The 18728-nt window shown below is 40.3% G+C and carries 23 protein-coding genes and 5 pseudogenes; 2 read left to right on the top strand and 26 right to left on the bottom strand.

Annotated features, from left to right (window positions below):
* Positions 1-17 precede the first annotated feature (17 nt).
* The 13 genes and pseudogenes from GT674_RS14030 to GT674_RS17155 form a co-directional block, all read right to left on the bottom strand.
* Complete coding sequence (locus tag GT674_RS14030) at positions 18-2303, bottom strand: TIGR02452 family protein (protein ID WP_161286272.1); 2286 nt, start codon at positions 2301-2303, stop codon at positions 18-20.
* Positions 2297-3526 carry a M20 family metallo-hydrolase gene (locus GT674_RS14035; RefSeq protein ID WP_161286273.1) on the bottom strand — a complete coding sequence of 410 codons (1230 nt, stop codon included), beginning with the start codon at positions 3524-3526 and terminating at the stop codon, positions 2297-2299. Before GT674_RS14035 ends, GT674_RS14030 begins: the two co-directional genes overlap by 7 nt.
* Before the next feature lie 497 nt (positions 3527-4023).
* Complete coding sequence (locus GT674_RS14040; protein ID WP_192926041.1) at positions 4024-4341, bottom strand: hypothetical protein; 318 nt, start codon at positions 4339-4341, stop codon at positions 4024-4026.
* Positions 4342-4538: 197 nt separating this feature from the next.
* Positions 4539-4796, bottom strand: a pseudogene (locus tag GT674_RS14045) (DUF1653 domain-containing protein); the annotation flags it as partial.
* 43 nt (positions 4797-4839) lie between these two features.
* The gene (locus GT674_RS14050; protein WP_161286275.1) at positions 4840-5181 is read right to left on the bottom strand and encodes an arsenate reductase family protein; all 342 of its coding nucleotides are present in this window, start codon (positions 5179-5181) and stop codon (positions 4840-4842) included.
* Between the two features lies 1 nt (position 5182).
* Positions 5183-5638, bottom strand: a complete 456-nt coding sequence (locus GT674_RS14055; protein ID WP_161286276.1) for a YaiI/YqxD family protein — start codon at positions 5636-5638, stop codon at positions 5183-5185.
* A 10-nt stretch (positions 5639-5648) separates the two neighbouring features.
* A complete protein-coding gene (locus GT674_RS14060) occupies positions 5649-6017 on the bottom strand; it encodes a VOC family protein (protein ID WP_161286277.1) in 369 nt (122 codons plus the stop codon).
* A gap of 27 nt (positions 6018-6044) precedes the next feature.
* A complete protein-coding gene (locus GT674_RS14065) occupies positions 6045-6455 on the bottom strand; it encodes a peptide deformylase (protein ID WP_161286278.1) in 411 nt (136 codons plus the stop codon).
* A 20-nt stretch (positions 6456-6475) separates the two neighbouring features.
* Positions 6476-6691 (bottom strand): hypothetical protein, encoded by a 216-nt coding sequence (locus GT674_RS14070; protein ID WP_161286279.1) that lies wholly within the window; start codon positions 6689-6691, stop codon positions 6476-6478.
* A 31-nt stretch (positions 6692-6722) separates the two neighbouring features.
* Positions 6723-8846, bottom strand: a pseudogene (locus GT674_RS14075) (DEAD/DEAH box helicase); the annotation flags it as partial.
* Positions 8845-9018, bottom strand: a pseudogene (locus tag GT674_RS14080) (NUDIX domain-containing protein); the annotation flags it as partial. The pseudogenes GT674_RS14075 and GT674_RS14080, both read right to left, overlap by 2 nt.
* A gap of 21 nt (positions 9019-9039) precedes the next feature.
* A complete protein-coding gene (locus tag GT674_RS17150) occupies positions 9040-9441 on the bottom strand; it encodes a DUF3427 domain-containing protein (RefSeq protein ID WP_243149135.1) in 402 nt (133 codons plus the stop codon).
* The gene (locus GT674_RS17155) at positions 9416-9766 is read right to left on the bottom strand and encodes a DEAD/DEAH box helicase family protein (protein ID WP_192926043.1); all 351 of its coding nucleotides are present in this window, start codon (positions 9764-9766) and stop codon (positions 9416-9418) included. Before GT674_RS17155 ends, GT674_RS17150 begins: the two co-directional genes overlap by 26 nt.
* Before the next feature lie 31 nt (positions 9767-9797).
* On the opposite strand from GT674_RS17155, the gene GT674_RS14090 reads away from it, so the two are divergent.
* Positions 9798-10589: a hypothetical protein gene (locus GT674_RS14090; protein ID WP_161286280.1), complete on the top strand. Its 792-nt coding sequence runs from the start codon at positions 9798-9800 to the stop codon at positions 10587-10589.
* Here the strand turns inward: GT674_RS14090 and GT674_RS14095 are convergent.
* From GT674_RS14095 to GT674_RS14120, 6 genes are all read right to left on the bottom strand, one after another.
* Positions 10525-10779 carry a hypothetical protein gene (locus GT674_RS14095; RefSeq protein WP_161286281.1) on the bottom strand — a complete coding sequence of 85 codons (255 nt, stop codon included), beginning with the start codon at positions 10777-10779 and terminating at the stop codon, positions 10525-10527. The two genes, GT674_RS14090 and GT674_RS14095, sit on opposite strands and share 65 nt — an antisense overlap.
* A 1-nt stretch (position 10780) precedes the next feature.
* The gene (locus tag GT674_RS14100) at positions 10781-11380 is read right to left on the bottom strand and encodes a hypothetical protein (protein ID WP_243149136.1); all 600 of its coding nucleotides are present in this window, start codon (positions 11378-11380) and stop codon (positions 10781-10783) included.
* A 264-nt stretch (positions 11381-11644) separates the two neighbouring features.
* On the bottom strand, positions 11645-12049 hold the full coding sequence (locus GT674_RS14105) for an arsenate reductase ArsC (protein WP_161286282.1): 405 nt from the start codon (positions 12047-12049) through the stop codon (positions 11645-11647).
* Complete coding sequence (locus GT674_RS14110; RefSeq protein ID WP_330585593.1) at positions 12042-12731, bottom strand: DUF5714 domain-containing protein; 690 nt, start codon at positions 12729-12731, stop codon at positions 12042-12044. Before GT674_RS14110 ends, GT674_RS14105 begins: the two co-directional genes overlap by 8 nt.
* A gap of 3 nt (positions 12732-12734) precedes the next feature.
* Positions 12735-13004 (bottom strand): ArsR/SmtB family transcription factor, encoded by a 270-nt coding sequence (locus GT674_RS14115; protein ID WP_161286283.1) that lies wholly within the window; start codon positions 13002-13004, stop codon positions 12735-12737.
* A 164-nt stretch (positions 13005-13168) separates the two neighbouring features.
* Positions 13169-13810 carry a DUF5688 family protein gene (locus GT674_RS14120; protein WP_161286284.1) on the bottom strand — a complete coding sequence of 214 codons (642 nt, stop codon included), beginning with the start codon at positions 13808-13810 and terminating at the stop codon, positions 13169-13171.
* Between GT674_RS14120 and GT674_RS14125 the strand changes: the two are divergent.
* Positions 13750-14052, top strand: a pseudogene (locus tag GT674_RS14125) (helix-turn-helix domain-containing protein); the annotation flags it as partial. The gene GT674_RS14120 and the pseudogene GT674_RS14125 sit on opposite strands and share 61 nt — an antisense overlap.
* Positions 14053-14430: 378 nt before the next feature.
* Here GT674_RS14125 and GT674_RS14135 read toward each other — a convergent pair.
* The 7 genes and pseudogenes from GT674_RS14135 to GT674_RS14165 all read right to left on the bottom strand — a co-directional run.
* On the bottom strand, positions 14431-15117 hold the full coding sequence (locus GT674_RS14135) for an MBL fold metallo-hydrolase (RefSeq protein WP_161286295.1): 687 nt from the start codon (positions 15115-15117) through the stop codon (positions 14431-14433).
* 78 nt (positions 15118-15195) lie between these two features.
* Positions 15196-15414 carry an aspartate dehydrogenase gene (locus GT674_RS14140; RefSeq protein WP_161286286.1) on the bottom strand — a complete coding sequence of 73 codons (219 nt, stop codon included), beginning with the start codon at positions 15412-15414 and terminating at the stop codon, positions 15196-15198.
* Between the two features lie 45 nt (positions 15415-15459).
* Entirely contained in the window at positions 15460-15930 is a 471-nt protein-coding gene (locus GT674_RS14145; RefSeq protein ID WP_161286287.1) for an LURP-one-related/scramblase family protein, read from the bottom strand.
* A 274-nt stretch (positions 15931-16204) separates the two neighbouring features.
* A complete protein-coding gene (locus GT674_RS14150) occupies positions 16205-17113 on the bottom strand; it encodes a radical SAM mobile pair protein B (RefSeq protein ID WP_161286288.1) in 909 nt (302 codons plus the stop codon).
* A pseudogene (locus GT674_RS17955) lies at positions 17101-17452 on the bottom strand (hypothetical protein). Before GT674_RS17955 ends, GT674_RS14150 begins: the two are co-directional and overlap by 13 nt.
* Positions 17449-17886 (bottom strand): radical SAM mobile pair system MarR family transcriptional regulator, encoded by a 438-nt coding sequence (locus GT674_RS14160; protein WP_004853467.1) that lies wholly within the window; start codon positions 17884-17886, stop codon positions 17449-17451. Before GT674_RS14160 ends, GT674_RS17955 begins: the two are co-directional and overlap by 4 nt.
* 242 nt (positions 17887-18128) lie before the next feature.
* A partial coding sequence (locus tag GT674_RS14165; protein WP_161286289.1) for a site-specific integrase occupies positions 18129-18728 on the bottom strand: 600 nt, incomplete at its 5' end.

An 18728-nucleotide genomic window follows, 5' to 3' on the forward strand; every position in this document is an offset into this window, starting at 1 on the left:
TATACTTACAAGGCAGCTTATATGCACCAGTCAGCTTTAAGCTCCATCAGGATTTTCCCTAACAAATTCTGACCAGGCCACGCTTCAGGATTTATATGCTTTGCAGTTTCAGCATCAAGTGCTATACCCCAGATTTTATCTTTTGGACTCGCCTCTGCCATGATCCTGTCGCCTGTTGATAAAAGCAAATTCATAAGATCTGGATTCTGTTCAAACTTCGCTTTATTTCCAGTTTTTACGATATCATATTTAACTGCGTCCCAGACCTTGACATCAAATGGTGTTACCTGTTTTCCTAATGCTTTGCAGTCTTTTGGCGAATTCGCACGGAGGATAGCCGTATATCGTACAGAATCATGAAACAGCTTTGCCTTCTGTGCCATCATATACTGTTCAACACAGAAATATCGGAAATCATCGATCACAAATTCTCTCTGATACCAGTTGCTGAATTCACCGTATTTCTCATTGTCCAGCCAGAAGAATACATATTCCGGATTTTTCTTTGGCTCTTCGTAACGATGCATATGCATATATTTTGTTGCCCATGCAGGATCAAAATAATAACTGTACTCAGACATCTGGCAGCCATGACATAAATCATCAGCAACTTCCAGGATCACATCCAGGAGCTCCAGATCCTTTTTCCATTTGCTATCGATCGCATCATATCCAATCAGCGCACCAAGAATATTTCCAGTAACAGCACCTGTTGAATCACTATCGCCTTTATGGTTGACTGAGACAATCATAGCCTTCGAGAAATCATTCTGATATTTGAGTGCACAATACAATGCAATACCCAGTGTTTCTTCAGCAACCCATCCCTCACCTAACGCATGAATATTGTCCAGATCATCTGTGTCAGTTTTTTCAGACAGTCGAACGGCCTTGTCAATTATATCAACGAGTACAGGAAGATTCTTATCTTCAGCAAAGAGCTTTGAAACAGAATCTCTTGCTTCAAGAACCATATCCTTCAAGCTCATTTCATCATGGGAACAAAGAATTCTGCTTATGATATGACTAACTACGGAAGATGGCATATAACCAAGAGAATGACTATGGGTAATAGCTGAAAGTTCTGCTGCTTCCATATCAATCTGCTCTATGTCTCCATAATAGTTCTCGCCCAGCCTATATTTCAGAGCTAAAGGTGCAATACGCATAATACCGCCACAGCCCTTACTTCTATTAATCGGACTGTTAATAAAGCTGTTTACGTGATCCTCTTTTGCTCTGGTTTCCAGTGCAGAAAGGCAGGTATTGCCCGGTGCACGTCTGGAATACAATTCCGGAACATCCAACAACCATGAATATCCACCCTTTTCTGTATATCGTTCATACTGATTTACACTATTAATATCCAACTGCTGTGTTTTTAACCAGTCCAGATATGCATTTGGAACATACACTTTTGGATCACCTCCGATACCACGCATAGATAATCGGGTATCACCTACCAGTATTCCATTTGCTGTAAATAAGGTCATCTGTGTATCATCTGACACCAATGCTTTTCCATTTGTCAGTTCATATTCCGTGATACCAGATGAGCCGTATTTCCTGAAAATCTGCTCCTCCTGCATAAATTCAACTGTATACCCTAAAGCATCTCCAATAGCTCCACCAACCAGACTTCCTCTGATCCTGTCCAGATTTGTCTCAGTTTCTCTCACTCTCTCAAGGGCTGATGCAACCTCCTCTGCATCTTCCTCACGATAAAAATCACAAAAATTTCTGGCAAATTCTTTGTAATTGTATTGATCTGCTGAACGGCTGAGCACAGCAAAATCAATTCTGCGGAAGAAATCTTTTGCTTCCATTCCATCATAATCGAATTCCTTCAGTGCTTTATAAAACAGATCCGAAACAACATGAGCGTCATTTAAGAAGGCTCCACATCCGAATGCACCCAAAATCAGGACCTCATACCCGAGATGTGCAGCCACCTTCAGCATTCCGGTAATACGTCCATAAACCATATCCCGGTATTCCTGGTCTGTCAATCCCTCCATACCGTTTCTCAACATAGGTGCGGCACATGTCATAACAGATACAATAACACTTTCATCCAGCAAACTGCCATTTTCATCTTTGATAATTTCAACCTGGGGAGTGACCATAACAGCATCCGATCCCATGTAAGTATTCAAAGATTTATTGTATTTATAATATACGGATGCCGCTGAACTCTCCAGTGACAGCAAAAGCGAACTCTTTCTGCAGAGATCTTCTTCCTGAGCCTTTGATCCACGGCGCACACCGCCACCTGGGTTTACAGGATTGGCAAGATTCAACACAAGGGTTGAGCTGATAATTCTTTTAACACGTCACAAAGCAGTTCAAAACCGGTCTGTATATCCGCTATAGCGGTGGCTTCTGCCGGATTATGGCTGATACCTCCGATACTCGGCACGAAGATCATCGCGGTCGGGAAATGCTTTCCGAATACCATCGAGTCGTGTCCGGCGCCGCTGTTCATATGCTTATACGCGAGATGTTTCTCTTCACAGTACCGCTCAATCACCCGAATCACGTTCGGATCCATCTGTGCGGACTCCAGCCAGTCATTCTGTCGAAGCCGGGTCTGAAAGCCCTTGCGTTCGATGGATTCCAGTGCACGTTTCAGAAGAACCACATCTTGAAGCAGTTCCTCATCGCTGCCATCGCGCAGATCGATGAGCAGATTCACTCGATCTGCAATGACATTCTGCATTCCAGGAAATACCTGTATCGCGCCATAGGTAAGGGTGGCAGAAGGGGCCTGCGCCATCATCTGACGGGTAGACTCTGTGATAAATTCCGCAGCAGCTACCACAGGATCGTGCCGTAAAGGCATCGAGGTGGTACCTGCATGGTTCTGGCTTCCCTGAATGGTCAGCTCATAGTTGACGATACCGACGATACTGTCCACAATACCGATCTGCTTCTGCTCGCTTTCAAGCACCGGTCCCTGTTCGACATGCAGTTCTACGATCGCTCGAATATCGTCACGTTTCACGTTTTTCAGTGCTTCCGTCTGATACCCGGCAGATACCAGTGCTTCACGAAGTGTGACGCCATCACGGCTGAGCTCCTCGAGATCCTCTTCTTTCAGCGTGCCACAGATTGCACGGCTCCCCTGACAGCCGGATGGAAAACGACTGCCCTCTTCCTCCATCAGACCAGCCACTTCCAGGCTGTGTTTCGGAACGAAGCCCGACTGTTTAAGGTATCCCAGCGCTGCCACACCGGTCACAACGCCCAGTGCGCCATCATATTTTCCACCGTTCTTTACGGTATCCAGGTGGGAGCCCGTCAGTACGGTTCCAGGTTCTGTCCCCGGAAGCCGTCCATACACGTTACCGATCGCGTCCTCTCTGTATTCAAGCCCCATATCTTCGATCCACTCACGCAGGATGTTCTTCGCGATTTTGTCTTCCAGAGTATACGCTGCACGCCAGATCTCTCCGTCGATGCGCGTCGCATCGGCCAGCTGACATAGCATTTCTTCGATTCTTACTCCCGCTTCGTTTTTCATCATAAATGTCACCTCATTTCATAGTTTGTTTTCTTTCAATATTTCTCCGTATTCTTCTCCTGCGCGACCTCCCATTGCGTATAATCAGATATGGCATTCCTCACTTAAATTTCTCAAATTCCTATTAAAATGAATCTCTTGTTCATTATTATACCTTACATGTAATAGATTGTCATAAATAACTTTCCGTATTTTCTTACTTTCCTTGTTTCTTTAGCATTGGCGTGAAAATACGCCATAACCAATCAATCCGATATATGTATGATGTTCTTCCTGCTGTTTATTTATTTAACATACTATAATCTGTTCAGAACTTAATATGTTACTCGAACTATAAAAATTCAAGTTTGCATATTTTCTACAAAGATGTATGATATAAAAAAACTCAGGAGGTTTCACAATGAAAGATCATGAATACTGGTCACTCGTGGTGTTGAACATACAAAAAGGCTGATGCAGTAGTGATTTTTTCTTACCACTTATGCACCAGCCTATTCCCATTAATCATCATAATGATTCCAGTCTCCCAGGAAATTCCTGTCACTGTGTCCAGTCTTGCGACCTCTGTCATCATAATGATTCATTCCGCCAAAGAACCCCGGTCTTATTTCTCCAACCTTGTGACCTCTACTGTCATAATGATTCATCCCACCAAAAAATCCTTGCCTTGTTTCTCCGATCTTATGACCTTTTGCATCATAATCATTATACCCACCAAAGAACCCTGGCCTGCTCTCTCCAATCTTATGTCCTTTGCTGTCGTAATGATTTATACTTCCAAATAATCCCGGTCTGCTATATCCATCTTTCTTACTCATTGTACCTTCCTCCTGATAAATGCTTTCTTGATCATTTTGCTTTAGCACCCCTGGCACCTTTAACTGATGATCATATTATCTCAAATTTCCATCAGATATAACGTACGGAGCTTCTGATCAAATGAAGCCATAGCACATCACCTCATAATTTCACATAGGTCTTGCCCTTCAATGTAATTCTCTTTTTCTACCCTTATTTATCTTGGCCAAAAATCTACCGGCACTACCTCAAATCTATATTTCTGCTTCGCATTCGGATACTTCTCCCGATCCACTTCACTGCAAAACATGTCGTATGGTCTGGCACATGTTTTATAAGGCGGATACAATGCCTGATAAATCACCAGCTTCTCACCATTTTCTGTATGCTGCGCAAAAGCCAGAATCCGGTACAAGTACTCCGCTGTTTCCAGATTTACATTTTCCCGTTTGAAATGCTGAACGATATCACCAATATGAAATCTACATTCTTCCATACTCTGCATCTCCTCCGATCTCTTATTTCCACGTTTTCCAGATATTCGGCTGATATCCAAGAGTGGATTGTTTTCCATTACGGACAACCGGTGTCTTAATCACCTGCGGATTTTCCAGTACCTTCTCAAGTTTATCTTCCTCTGCAATGTACTTAATGAGCGCAAGCAGATCCTTATCCTTGCCCTCCCAGTTAATCATATTTTCCAATCCACCGTTTGCCTGGGCAACTGAATTAAATTCGCCCTTACTCATGCCCTTTTCTTTCATATCAATAAACTGAAACTTGATTCCACGTTCCTTAAAGAAACGTTCTGCTTTCTTTGTATCATTGCACTTCTTTGTCCCAAAAATCTGTACGTTCAAATCAATTCTCCTTATCCATCGCCATATGTATCATTTTCTCGAAGGATTCTCTGAAATGCTCATCATCCTCCAATGTTCGTTTTCTTGGGCCTTTTAAGTGATTCTTTCCGGATGCCCTTCGTGCCTTCTTATTCAGATGCCGCTCCATAAGCATCTGGTCAATATTCTCATTCGTATACCATTTCCCAGACTGATGAATCGCATAAGCACCTTTTCCTAATGCCATTGCCGCCACTCCATAATCCTGTGATACAACAATATCGCCTTTATGACAAATACTGATCAGTTTATAATCCACTGCATCTGTGCCGGCTCCAACTACAATTACCTCACTGTAATCAGAAGACAACACATGATTTGTATCACACAACAATGTTACCGGAACATTGTGCTCTTTTGCAACTTTTTCAACAATACTAACTACCGGACAAGCATCTGCATCAACAAAAATCCGCATAATTTCTCCTTTAATTGCACCTGAATGGAGTGCGAACCTCAATAAGATTACCGCTCGGATCATACAGTCTTACAAGCTTCTGTCCACCTGCAAGTTCTGTCAGTTCAGTGGCATATCGAACGAAATACTTACCAGATTCATATTTTGCAAGCAATCCATCTATATCAAAATCCTCAAAATACAGTTCCATCATGTTATTGAATGACGTAGAAGTTTCATTCAATGTTTTCCCCCATACGTCGACATCCTGCAAAACAAGCCCCTCCGATAAGATCACATTACCTTCATTCTTAAGAATCACTTGCAGTCCAAATAAGTCTTTATAAAACTCTATTGATTTTTCTATATCATCCACTACGATCAGTACATTTTTCAGCATATCTGTCACCTCACAATCCACATTCGATTAAATAATTTTTCCGGACAAATGATCAATTTCATGCTGACAGATCTGTGCCGTCCATCCTGACAGTTTCTGGTGCTGTTTTTTCCAGTTGAAGTCATAATACTCTACTTCTATTTCCTGGTACCTGGTCGTCTTACGAACACCGTCAAGGGACAAACACCCTTCTGCTGTCTCATACATATCACGCTTTGAAACAATCACTGGATTGAACATCACAACATCTATGAATCCCATATTCACAATGATGATATTCTTCTTTACGCCAATCATGTTTGCAGCCATACCAACGCACCGTTCCCGGTTTGCCTGCAGTGTGTCCTGCAGATCCTTTCCAACCTGAATATCAGCTTTCGTGGCTGGTTCGGATGGCTGGCCTAAAAAGAAAACGTCTCTTACAATTTGCTTTACCATTTACTTTCTCCCTGTAGCTTTCATTCTACTTTTTCTAATTTATTATTTACATCGAGACAAACTTTGTCTCCTTCATTGATATTACGCTCATAGAGCCTGGCGTCCTCTGCTTTTACTGTCACTTCTTTTCCTGAAGAATCCACAAGAGTCACTATTGCCATGACTGGTGCATCATCCGGTCGTTCTTCACAACCAAAATTCAAGTCTTCATCGATTCGTTTTACTATGTACATCATAATTTAATTCCTCTTGAGATAATATTAAGAATCAGTTTTCTATATATCTTCTCCGATAATATTCCATCGTACGATACTCAATAATATCTTTCATCTGCTGCTTAAATGCATCAACTTTAATTACATCTGCCAATTCATCTCGAATTCCCAGTGCATAGCCGTCCTTATCTATAAAAAATCCTTTACCTGAAGCTTTTAGAAACTTAATCGGCATACTTTTGGCCTTGCTTAAATGCTGTTTGTCTGTTATCTTCCGATACTCTTCGTATGAAGTTACTTTCGGAAAATCCTTCCAGTTCGTTCCTCGATCAAAGAACTTTTTCCAGCTCTCCACTACCTCAGCATCTGTAACAGCCAGCCGTACATCTCCCTCGTTATAGAAACCGTACAGAATCGGCATTTTATACACTTTCTGCATATCCGTTGTTTCAATCAACTGCAGAAACTCTCTTCCAATTCCAGAGTAAACCTGAAGTTCTTCCGCCGATAATTCATGAATTTCATATAAAAAATCCATATATCTTTTAAACGGATTTTCTTTCGAATGTTTCATACAGTATTCGTAAATATTATCATCCATATTCGTAAAAAGTTCCATACGTGTCGGAACTTTTCCATCAAGCAATTCTTTCACGCGATAATATTCCTGTTTGATTCTTTCCTGAATAGACAACGACTTTTTGTCCATTTCCCGGAAGAGATCGATCAAACGCATATCAAAATCCACGATACAGTCATCGGGATATTCTATTTCAGAATAATCGTACGCTGTTCTTTCTCCGATGCAAGCACCACCGTTCAATAAAAACGGTGCACGCCCGGCCTTCTCGTAGTTTCCAATAAAATCAAGTACATTTACATACTCTTTTCCCTTGCTTATCCGTAAACCACGACCTAACTGTTGTAAAAACACCGTAGGTGATTCCGTCGGTCTCAAAAACATAACCATATCAAGAGAGGCAATATCCACACCTTCATTGAACATATCTACAGAGAAAATAACCTTTATTTCCTGATTCTTTAATTGCTCAATTGCCCGATTTCTTTCTTCTGAAAATTCTCCGTCAGCATTACTATATACTGCTACAGATTTTACGCCTCGTTTGCAGAATTCCTTTGCCATTTCCTCGGCATGCATTCTTGAACTACAGAAACCTAGGGCACGTTTGGAACGATATTTTTTGTAATATTTATAAATCAAATCATATCGTTTTACATTGCTAATATATTTATCATTCAAATCCTTCTCATCATATCGGCCTTTTACCAATTTGAGTGTTGAATAGTCTGTTTCATCATAAATACCATAATAATGAAACGGAACTAATGCCCCTTTATTGATTGCTTCCTTCAATGTAATCTCATATGGAACATTATAATCACAAATTTCATAAATAGACTTTCCATCCATTCTTTCCGGCGTAGCAGTAAGACCAAGCATAAACTGTGGTTTAAAATAATTCACGATTCTCTGATACTGATCTGTAACAGCATGATGAAACTCATCAATCACCAAATATGTAAAGTAATCCGGCGCAAAATACTCCTCTGTCAGATATTCGCTTCTGCCAAGCGTTGCCACAGAAGCAAAAATCACAGATTTTCCAATATCCTTTTGTTTTCCATCGAAGAAACCATAGTCATCTGAATGACGAACATTTTTAAAGGATACAGCTGCCTGTTTCAGGATTTCTTCTCTATGTGCAACAAACAATACTCTCTCATACTTTGCAGAATCAAATGCTGCCAAATAAGTTTTTCCTATACCAGTCGCGGCATGAACCAAACCACGTGAAGCACCTTCCGCCCTGCTGTTTTCCAAAGCACAAAGTGCTTCTATCTGTGCACCTCTTGGTTGAAACAGCTCTTCAACTTTTGTGTCCGGATCTGTCTGGTCATATCGTGCAAGGTCTTTTGCAACCGCAGGTTTATGCCAGTTCTTTGAATACGCTTTCAATTCTGCATCATCAATCACGTAGGAATGATTTTTAAATAAATCCTCAAACGTTTCATAAAATAACTTAAAATTCTGACTGTCCTGGCTATTATTAAAACGATAGTTCCACTCAATCCCGGAGGTTAATGCACTTCTGGAAATATTTGATGAACCAATATATATTTCACTTAGGTTTTCATAATGAAATATATATGATTTCCATAATTTCTCTTACAAGTGCCTGCTGTGGTGTTTCTCCTGGTTCTACTTTTCCGCCTGGGAATTCCCACCCTCCTTTTAATTCTCCATAGCCTCGTGCTGTTGCAAATATTTTATTCTTTTCTTTTATGTTGTCGCAGATAATCGCTGCGACTACTTTTACCGTCTTCATGTATTTTATACCTCCAACCATTTATGCCGTAATATGTGACTGTAAATATCGTAATAAATCCTCACGTACTGCACGATGCATTTTCATAGTGACCTTCGTAATTGGCTGCATACGACCATGATTGTCCTCCTTCTGGGCATTTCTGGCTTCTAATACATCAAATTGCCCCATATAGTAGAAGCTTGTCTCCGCATCTGATTTTTTTACAAATAAATGCTTTCTTTCAGCTTCAAGTACATCCTTCATATAGGAACTATCCAGGCCTTTCCCAATCTGAGAATCCCATTTGAAAATCAGATCATCCTCAAAGGCATCCGCATAATCAGGTTTTCCTTCTACATAGTTTTTTTCATCCTGACTTTCTTCTTTATGATATGTGATAAAAATGAAGACATCATCACCAATTCGTTTCATACCATACATAATCGAAGATAAATCCTTGCCACAATTCATAAGAAGGCTTACATCTCTTAATGACCTTTGTATAGATATTGTTGGAACTATGGTGAGCCTCATCCAAAATAATGCAATCGAAAGCATCCGGCTGGTACTGAAACAAATGTGTATCCCTATTCAAGGTTTCTACTGTGGCAAAAACATAGTCTTTCTCATATTCATAGAACCCTGCTCCCACCAATCCCATTGTCACTTTCCTATCAAAAACTTTTTCAAAAGATTTTTTAGCCTGCTTCGCAAGTGTTACACGATGAACCAGAAATAATACTCTTTTGAACCCAAGCTCACGCATCTGGTCTTCCGTATCTTTTGATGAGTTTCTGATGAAGATGACAGAGTCCGGATATGAAATCAGAAAAGGAAAATACCTGGCCTTTCGTGCTCCAGAGCAAAAACATTTTACTAATGTCAAAACATTGGGAGCCTATTATGCTGAGGACAGTATCTTAAGACGTTTGGAAAAGAATCGTCACAAGGCCCGCATTCCACAGAACGCTTCTTTCAAGGTAAGGACATTTGTACAAATGACTTCCTATGTGGCTGACAGCAATCGAACTGGTTTTGATCAATGGGCAAAGAAAAATAATCTGAAGGAAGCTGCCAAAACTTTCAGCTACCTTTCGCAACACAATCTTCTAAACTACGAAGAATTCCAAAATCATGTTGCAGATTTGGAGGCTTCCATTCATGCCGCCGATAATAAGATTCAGCAAACGAGGCTGGCAGTTCAAAATCAGAAAGTCATTCAGAAACACTGTGAAGTCTATCGAGCCTGTCGTGATGTCATTCTTGCTGAGAAAGATGCTCCGGATAGATTGCTCTATCGAAAACAGCACAGAGCAGAATATCAGCTGCATGAAACCACTTTGAAAGAACTTGCAGAGTTTGGTATTCACAAACTGCTTTCAGCTGAAAAACTACAGCACCAACAAATGGAACTGGAAGAAGAGCTTGCCTCAGCAAAAAAAGAAAAGCAGGATCTCCAGAAGCAACAGAAGACCCTGCATATAATTGAAAATAATTTTGATGCTATGATCCGCGAAGCTGGTATCAAGGTTCCGGAGAAAGCGCCATCACTTCTGCATCAACCGGATCGATCAGAGCCTCTTTCTTAGCCTGAAAGTATTCCCGATTGGTGCAGTCCTTAAGCTGCGCTGCAAGATCTGTAAGGAGCTCTAACATCTCCGGATCTTCATCGGTACTTTTCAGTTCTTCTATAGATCTTTGCACCTCGCGAATAACTTTTATCTTTCCGCCTTCATAGCAATTTAGAATCATTTTCTGTTCTTCTGTAAATCGTATCATGCTACTCCTGCATGCCAAGTCCTGCCAGAAGATTATATTTAATCTCAGTCAATGCAGTTTCCGGACTTTCCACCTGATCCATAAAATCATATGCATCGAATTCATTTGCCAGATCAAGCAATGCCCTTGCAAGTTTATCTGCTGTCATATGCTCCGGATAAATACTTTCTTTTATCTCAGCCGGTGGCACAAACCGATACTCTGGAAATACTTCTCGAACCCGTTCCAACGCTTCCCTTGCAAGTGGATGAATTGCCAGTTCTTTTACGTAATCCAGATTGCCACCTTCGATTACAGATCCTTCTACCAGAGGGAATGCATATCCATCATATTCTTCCAATGATTCATCGTGGATCTCCACACCCATGGCATTTCCATAATATGCAAGTCTCGGATCCTCGCGAATCTCTTTATATTTCTCTACCGCTTCTTCAAGGGAAAGACCTTCATAACAGGCCTGCATGCTATGGAACTCTTCACAGACTGCAGCATAAAATGTCATGCTGGCTCCGGTCTGTTCCTGATATGTGGCTGCTTTCATACGAATTTCTTCACGACGTTCTTTCTCACCATAACCATTATTCAGAACATTATCGACCATGTTATAATTCTGCTCTTCCAATTCTTCTACCTTTGCCAACGGCCGGTACTGGAATACTCGCAAGTAGATAAAGAAAGCAGCTCATCTTCCTTTGCCACAGTAATTCCTGTGTCATAAAGCTGATAAGCTGCCATTTTGTTCTGCAGGTATTCTATTTGTTCTTCTCTTGTATTTCTGATTCCGAAGATACATAGTCATTTCCGGATGTTCCTTATAAAAATTTACATCTGTATTTTCTAATGTTTGCTCACGTAAAACTTCACTTTAATTCTCGCTCAACCTGTTCTTTAGCTCAATGATATTCTGCTCAATCTGTTGTATCACAGCCTTGAAATCATCATCTGATTTCCCCGTTGGATCATCAAGTCCCCAGTTATCATCAAATGCCCTTCCGATAAAAGGACATCCTACATTGCATCCCATGGATATTGCAATATCAACATCTGGGATATCAGTAATCAGCTTACTATGCTGATCATTTGCTTCCATGTCTATTCCATAAATCTCTTTCATGATACGAACAGCATCCTGATTAATCTGAGGCTTTGTCTCTGTTCCGACCGAATAGCTTTCAAATATATCTGATGCCAGATGTTTTCCCAATGCCTCCGCTATCTGACTACGGCATGAATTATGAACACAGATAAATGCGACTTTTTTCTTATTCATGAAATGGGCACCTCTCCTTAATACATTGGTTGTTCTTATCAGAATGAATACACTTTATAACAGGTTTTTCCATTTGTATATTGAAATTCTCTGCCACATAGTCAATCGCTGAGATTATAGCCATATAAGAATCTCTTTTACAACATCTTGGTCCACCAATGCTCCCGATTGCGTCAAGTGCCTTGGAAGTCATTTTATTAGCCAGACCCCAAGGTTCATTTTTAAGTGGAGTCGCTCCTGAGATTATTGATATAAACATTCCTGTACTAATTCCGGCGCCACAAGCACCCCAGAATCCACATGTGCCGCCCGGAACAGCTTTTCCTCGATTCATCATTTCAAGCAGAGCTTCCGGCAAATCAATCTCACCACCTGCATTTTTATATGCAGCAAGGAGCGCTGAACCAACCATAACATGATGCTCTGGTCCATGCATATGGCAGAATGGCTGTGCCATCATTTTTCTTATAATTTCTATCGGATTCTTAGATGTTTCACTAAGACATATGTCTATAATTACACCCATTCCTTTTGTATGGCATTCATTACATACATAATGACCCTGCTCACATCTAGTTTTGCTTAATTCCTTTTTATGGCATAACACGCACTCCATCATTTCATCCTTTTCAAGATATATAAGTGGTGCTTTACATATAATACATTCTTCTTTCATTTCCATTTCCTACCTTCCCAAAGCTTCAACAAATGAACTTGCCTCTCTTATTATTTTTTTGTTCAGAGAATAATAATGCCACTTGCCTTCCTTACGGTCATTTACAAGCCCACAGTCAACCAATATTTTCATGTGATGGGATAAAGTGGGCTGTGTGATATCGAATTTATCTAGAATCTTGCATCCGCATTTTTCTCCATCTGACAGCATCTGAACAATCTCCAGTCTATTTGTATCCGACAATGCTTTGCATATTAGTATCATGTCTCTTGTATCCATTTTTGCCACCTCACATAGACAATCATCTATATATCAAATTACCATACACATAGATGCTTGTCAATGTGTGTTTATTGAATAAGAGTTATATAGCCCTCTACATAAATACAAATCGAAGCCCCAACCTCCGAAAGACTGAGGCTCCTAACATCAATTAATTGCTTTTACAGTTCCTGCCCTTTATCTTTCTTCACGGCCTTCTCCACAGCTTTCTCTGCTTTCTTCGCTTCGCTCTGCTGTTTCTTTTCTCCAAGGCGATCACGAATACTCTTCTTTGCAGCTTTTGTTTCTGTCTTTTCTTTTTCAAGACGGGATACGCGTTTCTCTGCATTTTCCATGACGGCTTCTTTGCTGTCATAATGCTGGACGTGATCGGATAAACGGTCTTCTGTGGATACTTCTGTCTCGTTGACCTGCTGCACCATAGCAGACAGCTCCTTCACATCCATGCCCATTCCGCTCTGACCAGAACCGTCATCTAAAAGATTTTCCGGCTCCTTTCCGAACAACATGCTTTCCATCATATTCTGCATATCACAGAACATTGGATGACGATTCATGTCTGATACCAGTGCATCCTGATGGAGCTGTTCCACAGTAATTCCCCATGTTTCAAGGACCGTTGGTGTGACTGCCATACTTGCAATTCCTTCTTTTGTTTCCTGAAGATTCACGTGGTAGGTAGCTGAAAAATCACTGTGTTCTGTATGAACGAGATTGGCAAGTCTGTCCTGATTTTCCTGGGTATCACAAATGCGAGATCGGCCATCGTTATGTTCCAGAAGTAGAAATGACTGATCTGTCAAATATCATTTTGGAGACAATTGCCAGTTTGAATGAAATTAATCCTCTTACTGGTCGTCTGATCCAGATTGCCCGTGACGGTAAGATCAGCGATGATGAAATGAAAGATTTTGCTTATATCAGTAAAAAACTTGATGAAATTTCTTTAGCCATAGACTCTTTGAATCTTTGGGTAGATAAGACAGCTGGAGAACAGGGGCTTAATCTTGAACTCTTAAATGCCGAGAAAGAAAAATTGAAATAATCCATAACGCCAAGAAAGGCAATGAACCATTTCTGACTCATTGCCTTTTCCTTTACATACGCTGTAATTGATTGACGATACTTTCTGTTTTCTTCCTCCTGATCGATTATGAATGTGACGTCACCAATGCTATAATGCCACCAATAATCAATAATGGAAAAGCAACGTACATCAGTCCACCTACAACCATACCTATCAATATCACCGGGAAGAAAATAACCGTGCAAAGTAGTTTCATAATTCCCCAGGATGCTCTTAACCCAAAAACAAAAAATTTTCCAACAAACCAAATTATACAAATTATAAATAATAACGATAACATTTTTTACTCCTTCTGACATGTGTCTTTCATTTTTTCTGTTCTTTTTCTGGTGAACTTCATAATTCTTCTCCTTTTGCACATTCTGTGTTTTTAATACGTGATTTATATTGCGGATATTCCGTAATAAACCGCTTAATTACATTGGCATCATTCCAGTAATGCATTGGAAAAATGACATTGCAATCTACATTTTTAAGGAAATACAGGATCCCGTCGGCATAGTGATTTCCCTGTTTCGGATCTAAAGGGACAAATGCAGCATCAAAATGCATACCCTTGATTTTCCTGATCTCCGCACGATATGCTGAAGTAAGTCTCTGCTTATCAGCTTTTGGCTCACCATCCCAATACCAGTCATTTAAGTCACCAGCATGATAAATGGTGCCTTCCTTTGTTTTGACAATAAATGCTACACCACTATCGTTAGATAGCAATGTATCGACTTGGGTGCCATTATCCAGATTATAAGTCTGATCATGATAAACATATGTGATCTTCATATCTGACAAATGTTTTCTTTTGCGTATATCTTTCGCCAAAATTGCCTGATATGTCATGCTCATGTCATCAAGGATATCAAAAATCACAGGATTAAAATGATCCTTATGAAAATGACTGCAAAAAACAATTACTTCTTTTTTCTTGTCAAGAAGTGGTAATTCACCCTTATAATAGTCAAAAATATAGTAGCAATCTTTAGTTTCAATTAAAAATCCACTGTGGTTAATGTAAGTAATTTTCATCACCTTTATAAAATAACTCCTTTTTCCCTATAAGCTTACAGACGAATACCTGGCGTTCATCCACGACCCAGAAGATGTCTAATATTCTTTTGCAATTTCCTCTGTTATCTCATATATCTCTTTGAATCTTTCTAGCTCCTCCGGCGATCTGATCAGCATGATTTCTTCGATTTTTCCGGTCCGTATGTCTTTGAATCCTGCTACTTCTTCTCCGGTGCAAATGCTTGCACGAATAACAGGTTTCATATGTTCTCGGTCATATGTTTTTTTCACGATTTTCTTTTTGAATAATCCCATGCTACCTCCCCATCTCCGAATATCTTCGGTAACAAGATCAACTATTTAATTTCTGGAACATTTTTCTGCATCGATTGCCAGTACAAACATCAGCGCATCCAATGCATTTCCTGGATCCTGCACATCAATAACATATGTATCAGTCATATGAAACAGTTCTTTACTAACCCGTGCAATTGAATAACCGCTTAGATCAAGAATGCTATAGTCCCATTCCATAATGGTTCCATCAATATGCCATCCATTGTAATCAATATTATAATGTGGCGTCAGGAATGAGAATTCTTTGCTCAGGCATCCGATATAACTGCCGTTTTTATAAATTTCAAATTTAGGAAGAAAAGTAAGTACTTTCTGAACAACCATTCCTACTTCATTTCCATAGGCATCATAAATTACAAGTTTATGTCCCCAGGACAACTGGCCTTTTACTACATAAACAGTGTTGCCTGCTTCATCATAGATATCATAGCTGTCAAACCATGAAAACAGCCTTTGTTTAAACAATAACTTCATAACTTTTCACCGCTCTCTCCAACAGATATAATTGGTTCTTTATAAGTATCATAATACCATGCCGGAACACCTTAAAAAATATGTAAATTGAAGAATTAACCCATCTTATTTCACAGATTATGATAAAACATAGATTTCCAGCTATAAATCTCTACTTGTTCACAAAAAGATATAAAAAAGACCACCTACTGCTTGTTTACGGTAAATGATCTTTTCATTGCAATATTTAATTAAATATCATACTGAGCCGCTTGTCATCCCTGCAAACTCGAAGTTAGCGATTTCTTTTTCCAGTATTCTCTGTCCCACGGATTTCCTCATGATAGAAATAATCTACGATCACCGGATGTCCCTGCGGGACTCTGCCATAAGGCATTTCATTATCCACAAAGGCACAATCATACTTCTTAGCCATTTTCTCAGCTTTTACTTCAAGTGCTTCAAAATAGCTGCGGTTATGCTTGTTATAGGTCTCGTCGTAAAGTGGTACAAGATCAGGATATTTTCCGGCGATATAATCCATAATTGTCTTTTTGAAACCGCCTCGAAGATTGAGATTTTCGAGCCAGAACAGATCGCACTGATCCTTTACCCGCTCAAAGATTGCTTCAAAATCCGTGATACCGGGGAATACCGGGGATACGAAACAGACTGTACGGATACCTGCTTCATATACCTGCTTCATAGCAGCGATACGGTGCTCAATGCTCGAAGCAGAGTCCATATCGTTCTTGAAATTTTCATCTAGTGTGTTGATCGACCATGAAACGGTTACACGTCCAAGCTTCTTCAGCAGATCAATATCCCGTACCACAAGATCCGACTTTGTGCAGATCAGAATATCTGCGTCACTGCCGATCAGCTGCTCCAGAAGTTTTCTGGTATTCCCGAATTGCTCCTCCTGTGGATTGTAGCCATCTGTCACAGAACCGATGACCACCCGCTGTCCGGCATATTTCTTCGGATTTTTAATTTCCGGCCAATGCTTCACATCAAGGAAAGTGCCCCATTCCTCCTTGTGCCCGGTAAAGCGCTTCATAAAAGAAGCATAGCAATACTTGCAGGCATGTGTACAGCCCACATAGGGATTGACCGAGTAACCGCCTACCGGCAGACTAGACTTAGTCATGATGTTCTTTGTTTCCACCTCACGAATGAGGATTCCATTTATTACTTCTTCCATGATTTCTGTACCTCTAACACTTTATTAAATTCTTCCGGCATTTCCTGAATCATATTTTCATCCCCTATGATAGGGACAAGGTCTTCCTTCATAAACACCGGAATGCCGAGCTTATGTGCCTGGTCCGTCAGAGACCATGCTCATGCCGGTAAGAAGAAAGTTCTGCGGACGTTTCTTTTCCATCATCTTGAGCTTACCCGGAAAGAATTCAGGGTCAGCGAAGTCATCAATCATATGCCAGCGTTTCACATTGTTGCGGGCATAGCAATATGCACACCCCACTGTGCAGCCAATGACGATATTCATGTTCTGAATTTGATCTTTGATACAAATACTCATGATTTCTGCCACTCCTCAAGATTCTTTCTGATGCGGTCGAGACATTCCTCAAACCGGGTAATTTCTTCCTCTGAAAAACCTTTGTAGTAAATACTGCCCATCTCATCAGATACAGAATCGTACTCGCCCTTTAAGGCATGTGCTTTCTCAGTCAGAAACAGGAGTGTTTTCCTTTTGTCCGTTTCAGACTGAACACGGCTTATCAGCCCTTGATTTTCCATTCTTTCCAGCATCGTAGTAAGAGATGTTATCGCTAATCCGCATTTAGTCGAGAGTGACCTGATTGAGATACCATCCTCCTGCCACAGCACATAAAGAATACGCCCCTGGGCTCCATTAAACGCATCAATATTCTTTTCACTGAGAATCTTCTCAAAAATCCGGTCTCCAAGCTGTTTTATTTTGGTGACAAGAAATCCTCCATTCATTTCCATACAAAAGCTCCTATATAGTAGTTTATTAAAAACATACTATATAGGAGCTTTATTGTCAAGAGTTTATATGTCTTAATAGGTAAATTTCGTTTTTTTCAATTCTCCAAACTAGAATTTATATAATTATTCCTCTAACTTTCCCCATTTTATAGGCTTTCCCGCCTGTCCATTAGTGAAATGATATGTAGTTTCCCTTATTTTTGCCCTTATGAGATAATCACAAGGGAAATAAGGGAAATTTTTTAGTCATTGCCCACCACTTTATCAAGAAGCCGAACTGATTTTCGTTTCGCATCTCTTGTGGAGTGAGCATAGACGTTCATTGTGGTACTGACATCTGAGTGTCCCAACAATTCCTGCACATCTTTTGGGGCAGCTCCATTTGCTAAAAGGTTGCTTGTATAGGTGTGACGTAACTGGTGGAAATGAAAGCCTTCAAATCCCTCTAATGTTTTTGCCACCTTTCTGCAAACAGTCCCCAAAGTAGTTGGAAGTTCCAAACAACCATCCGGTCTTAAACAGACGAAAGAAATTTCTTTATAATCTGTCGGGACTTCCTCTGTTCTGTCTAAACAATAATATTCGTAGTACACTCTGTTTTTCTCTTTGACCTCTTTGTAGTAGTTCGTGTGATAAAGTTCTCCATACTGCATTCGATTTTTTAACTGCTCTTTCCGGGCATTACGGAAAATCTCTACCAGCGTATCTCCAAAATCAACAATCCTCACTTTTTTCCGCTTGGTTGGTCCGATGATATATTTGCGTTTTGAGCCATCATATCGGATGCTGCGTCTTATGGTAAGGCATTGTTCTTCCAGATTTACGTCCTGCCATGCCAAACC

Origin of the sequence: Blautia sp. BIOML-A1 (assembly GCF_009883055.1) — a bacterium.
Lineage (GTDB): Bacteria > Bacillota > Clostridia > Lachnospirales > Lachnospiraceae > Blautia_A.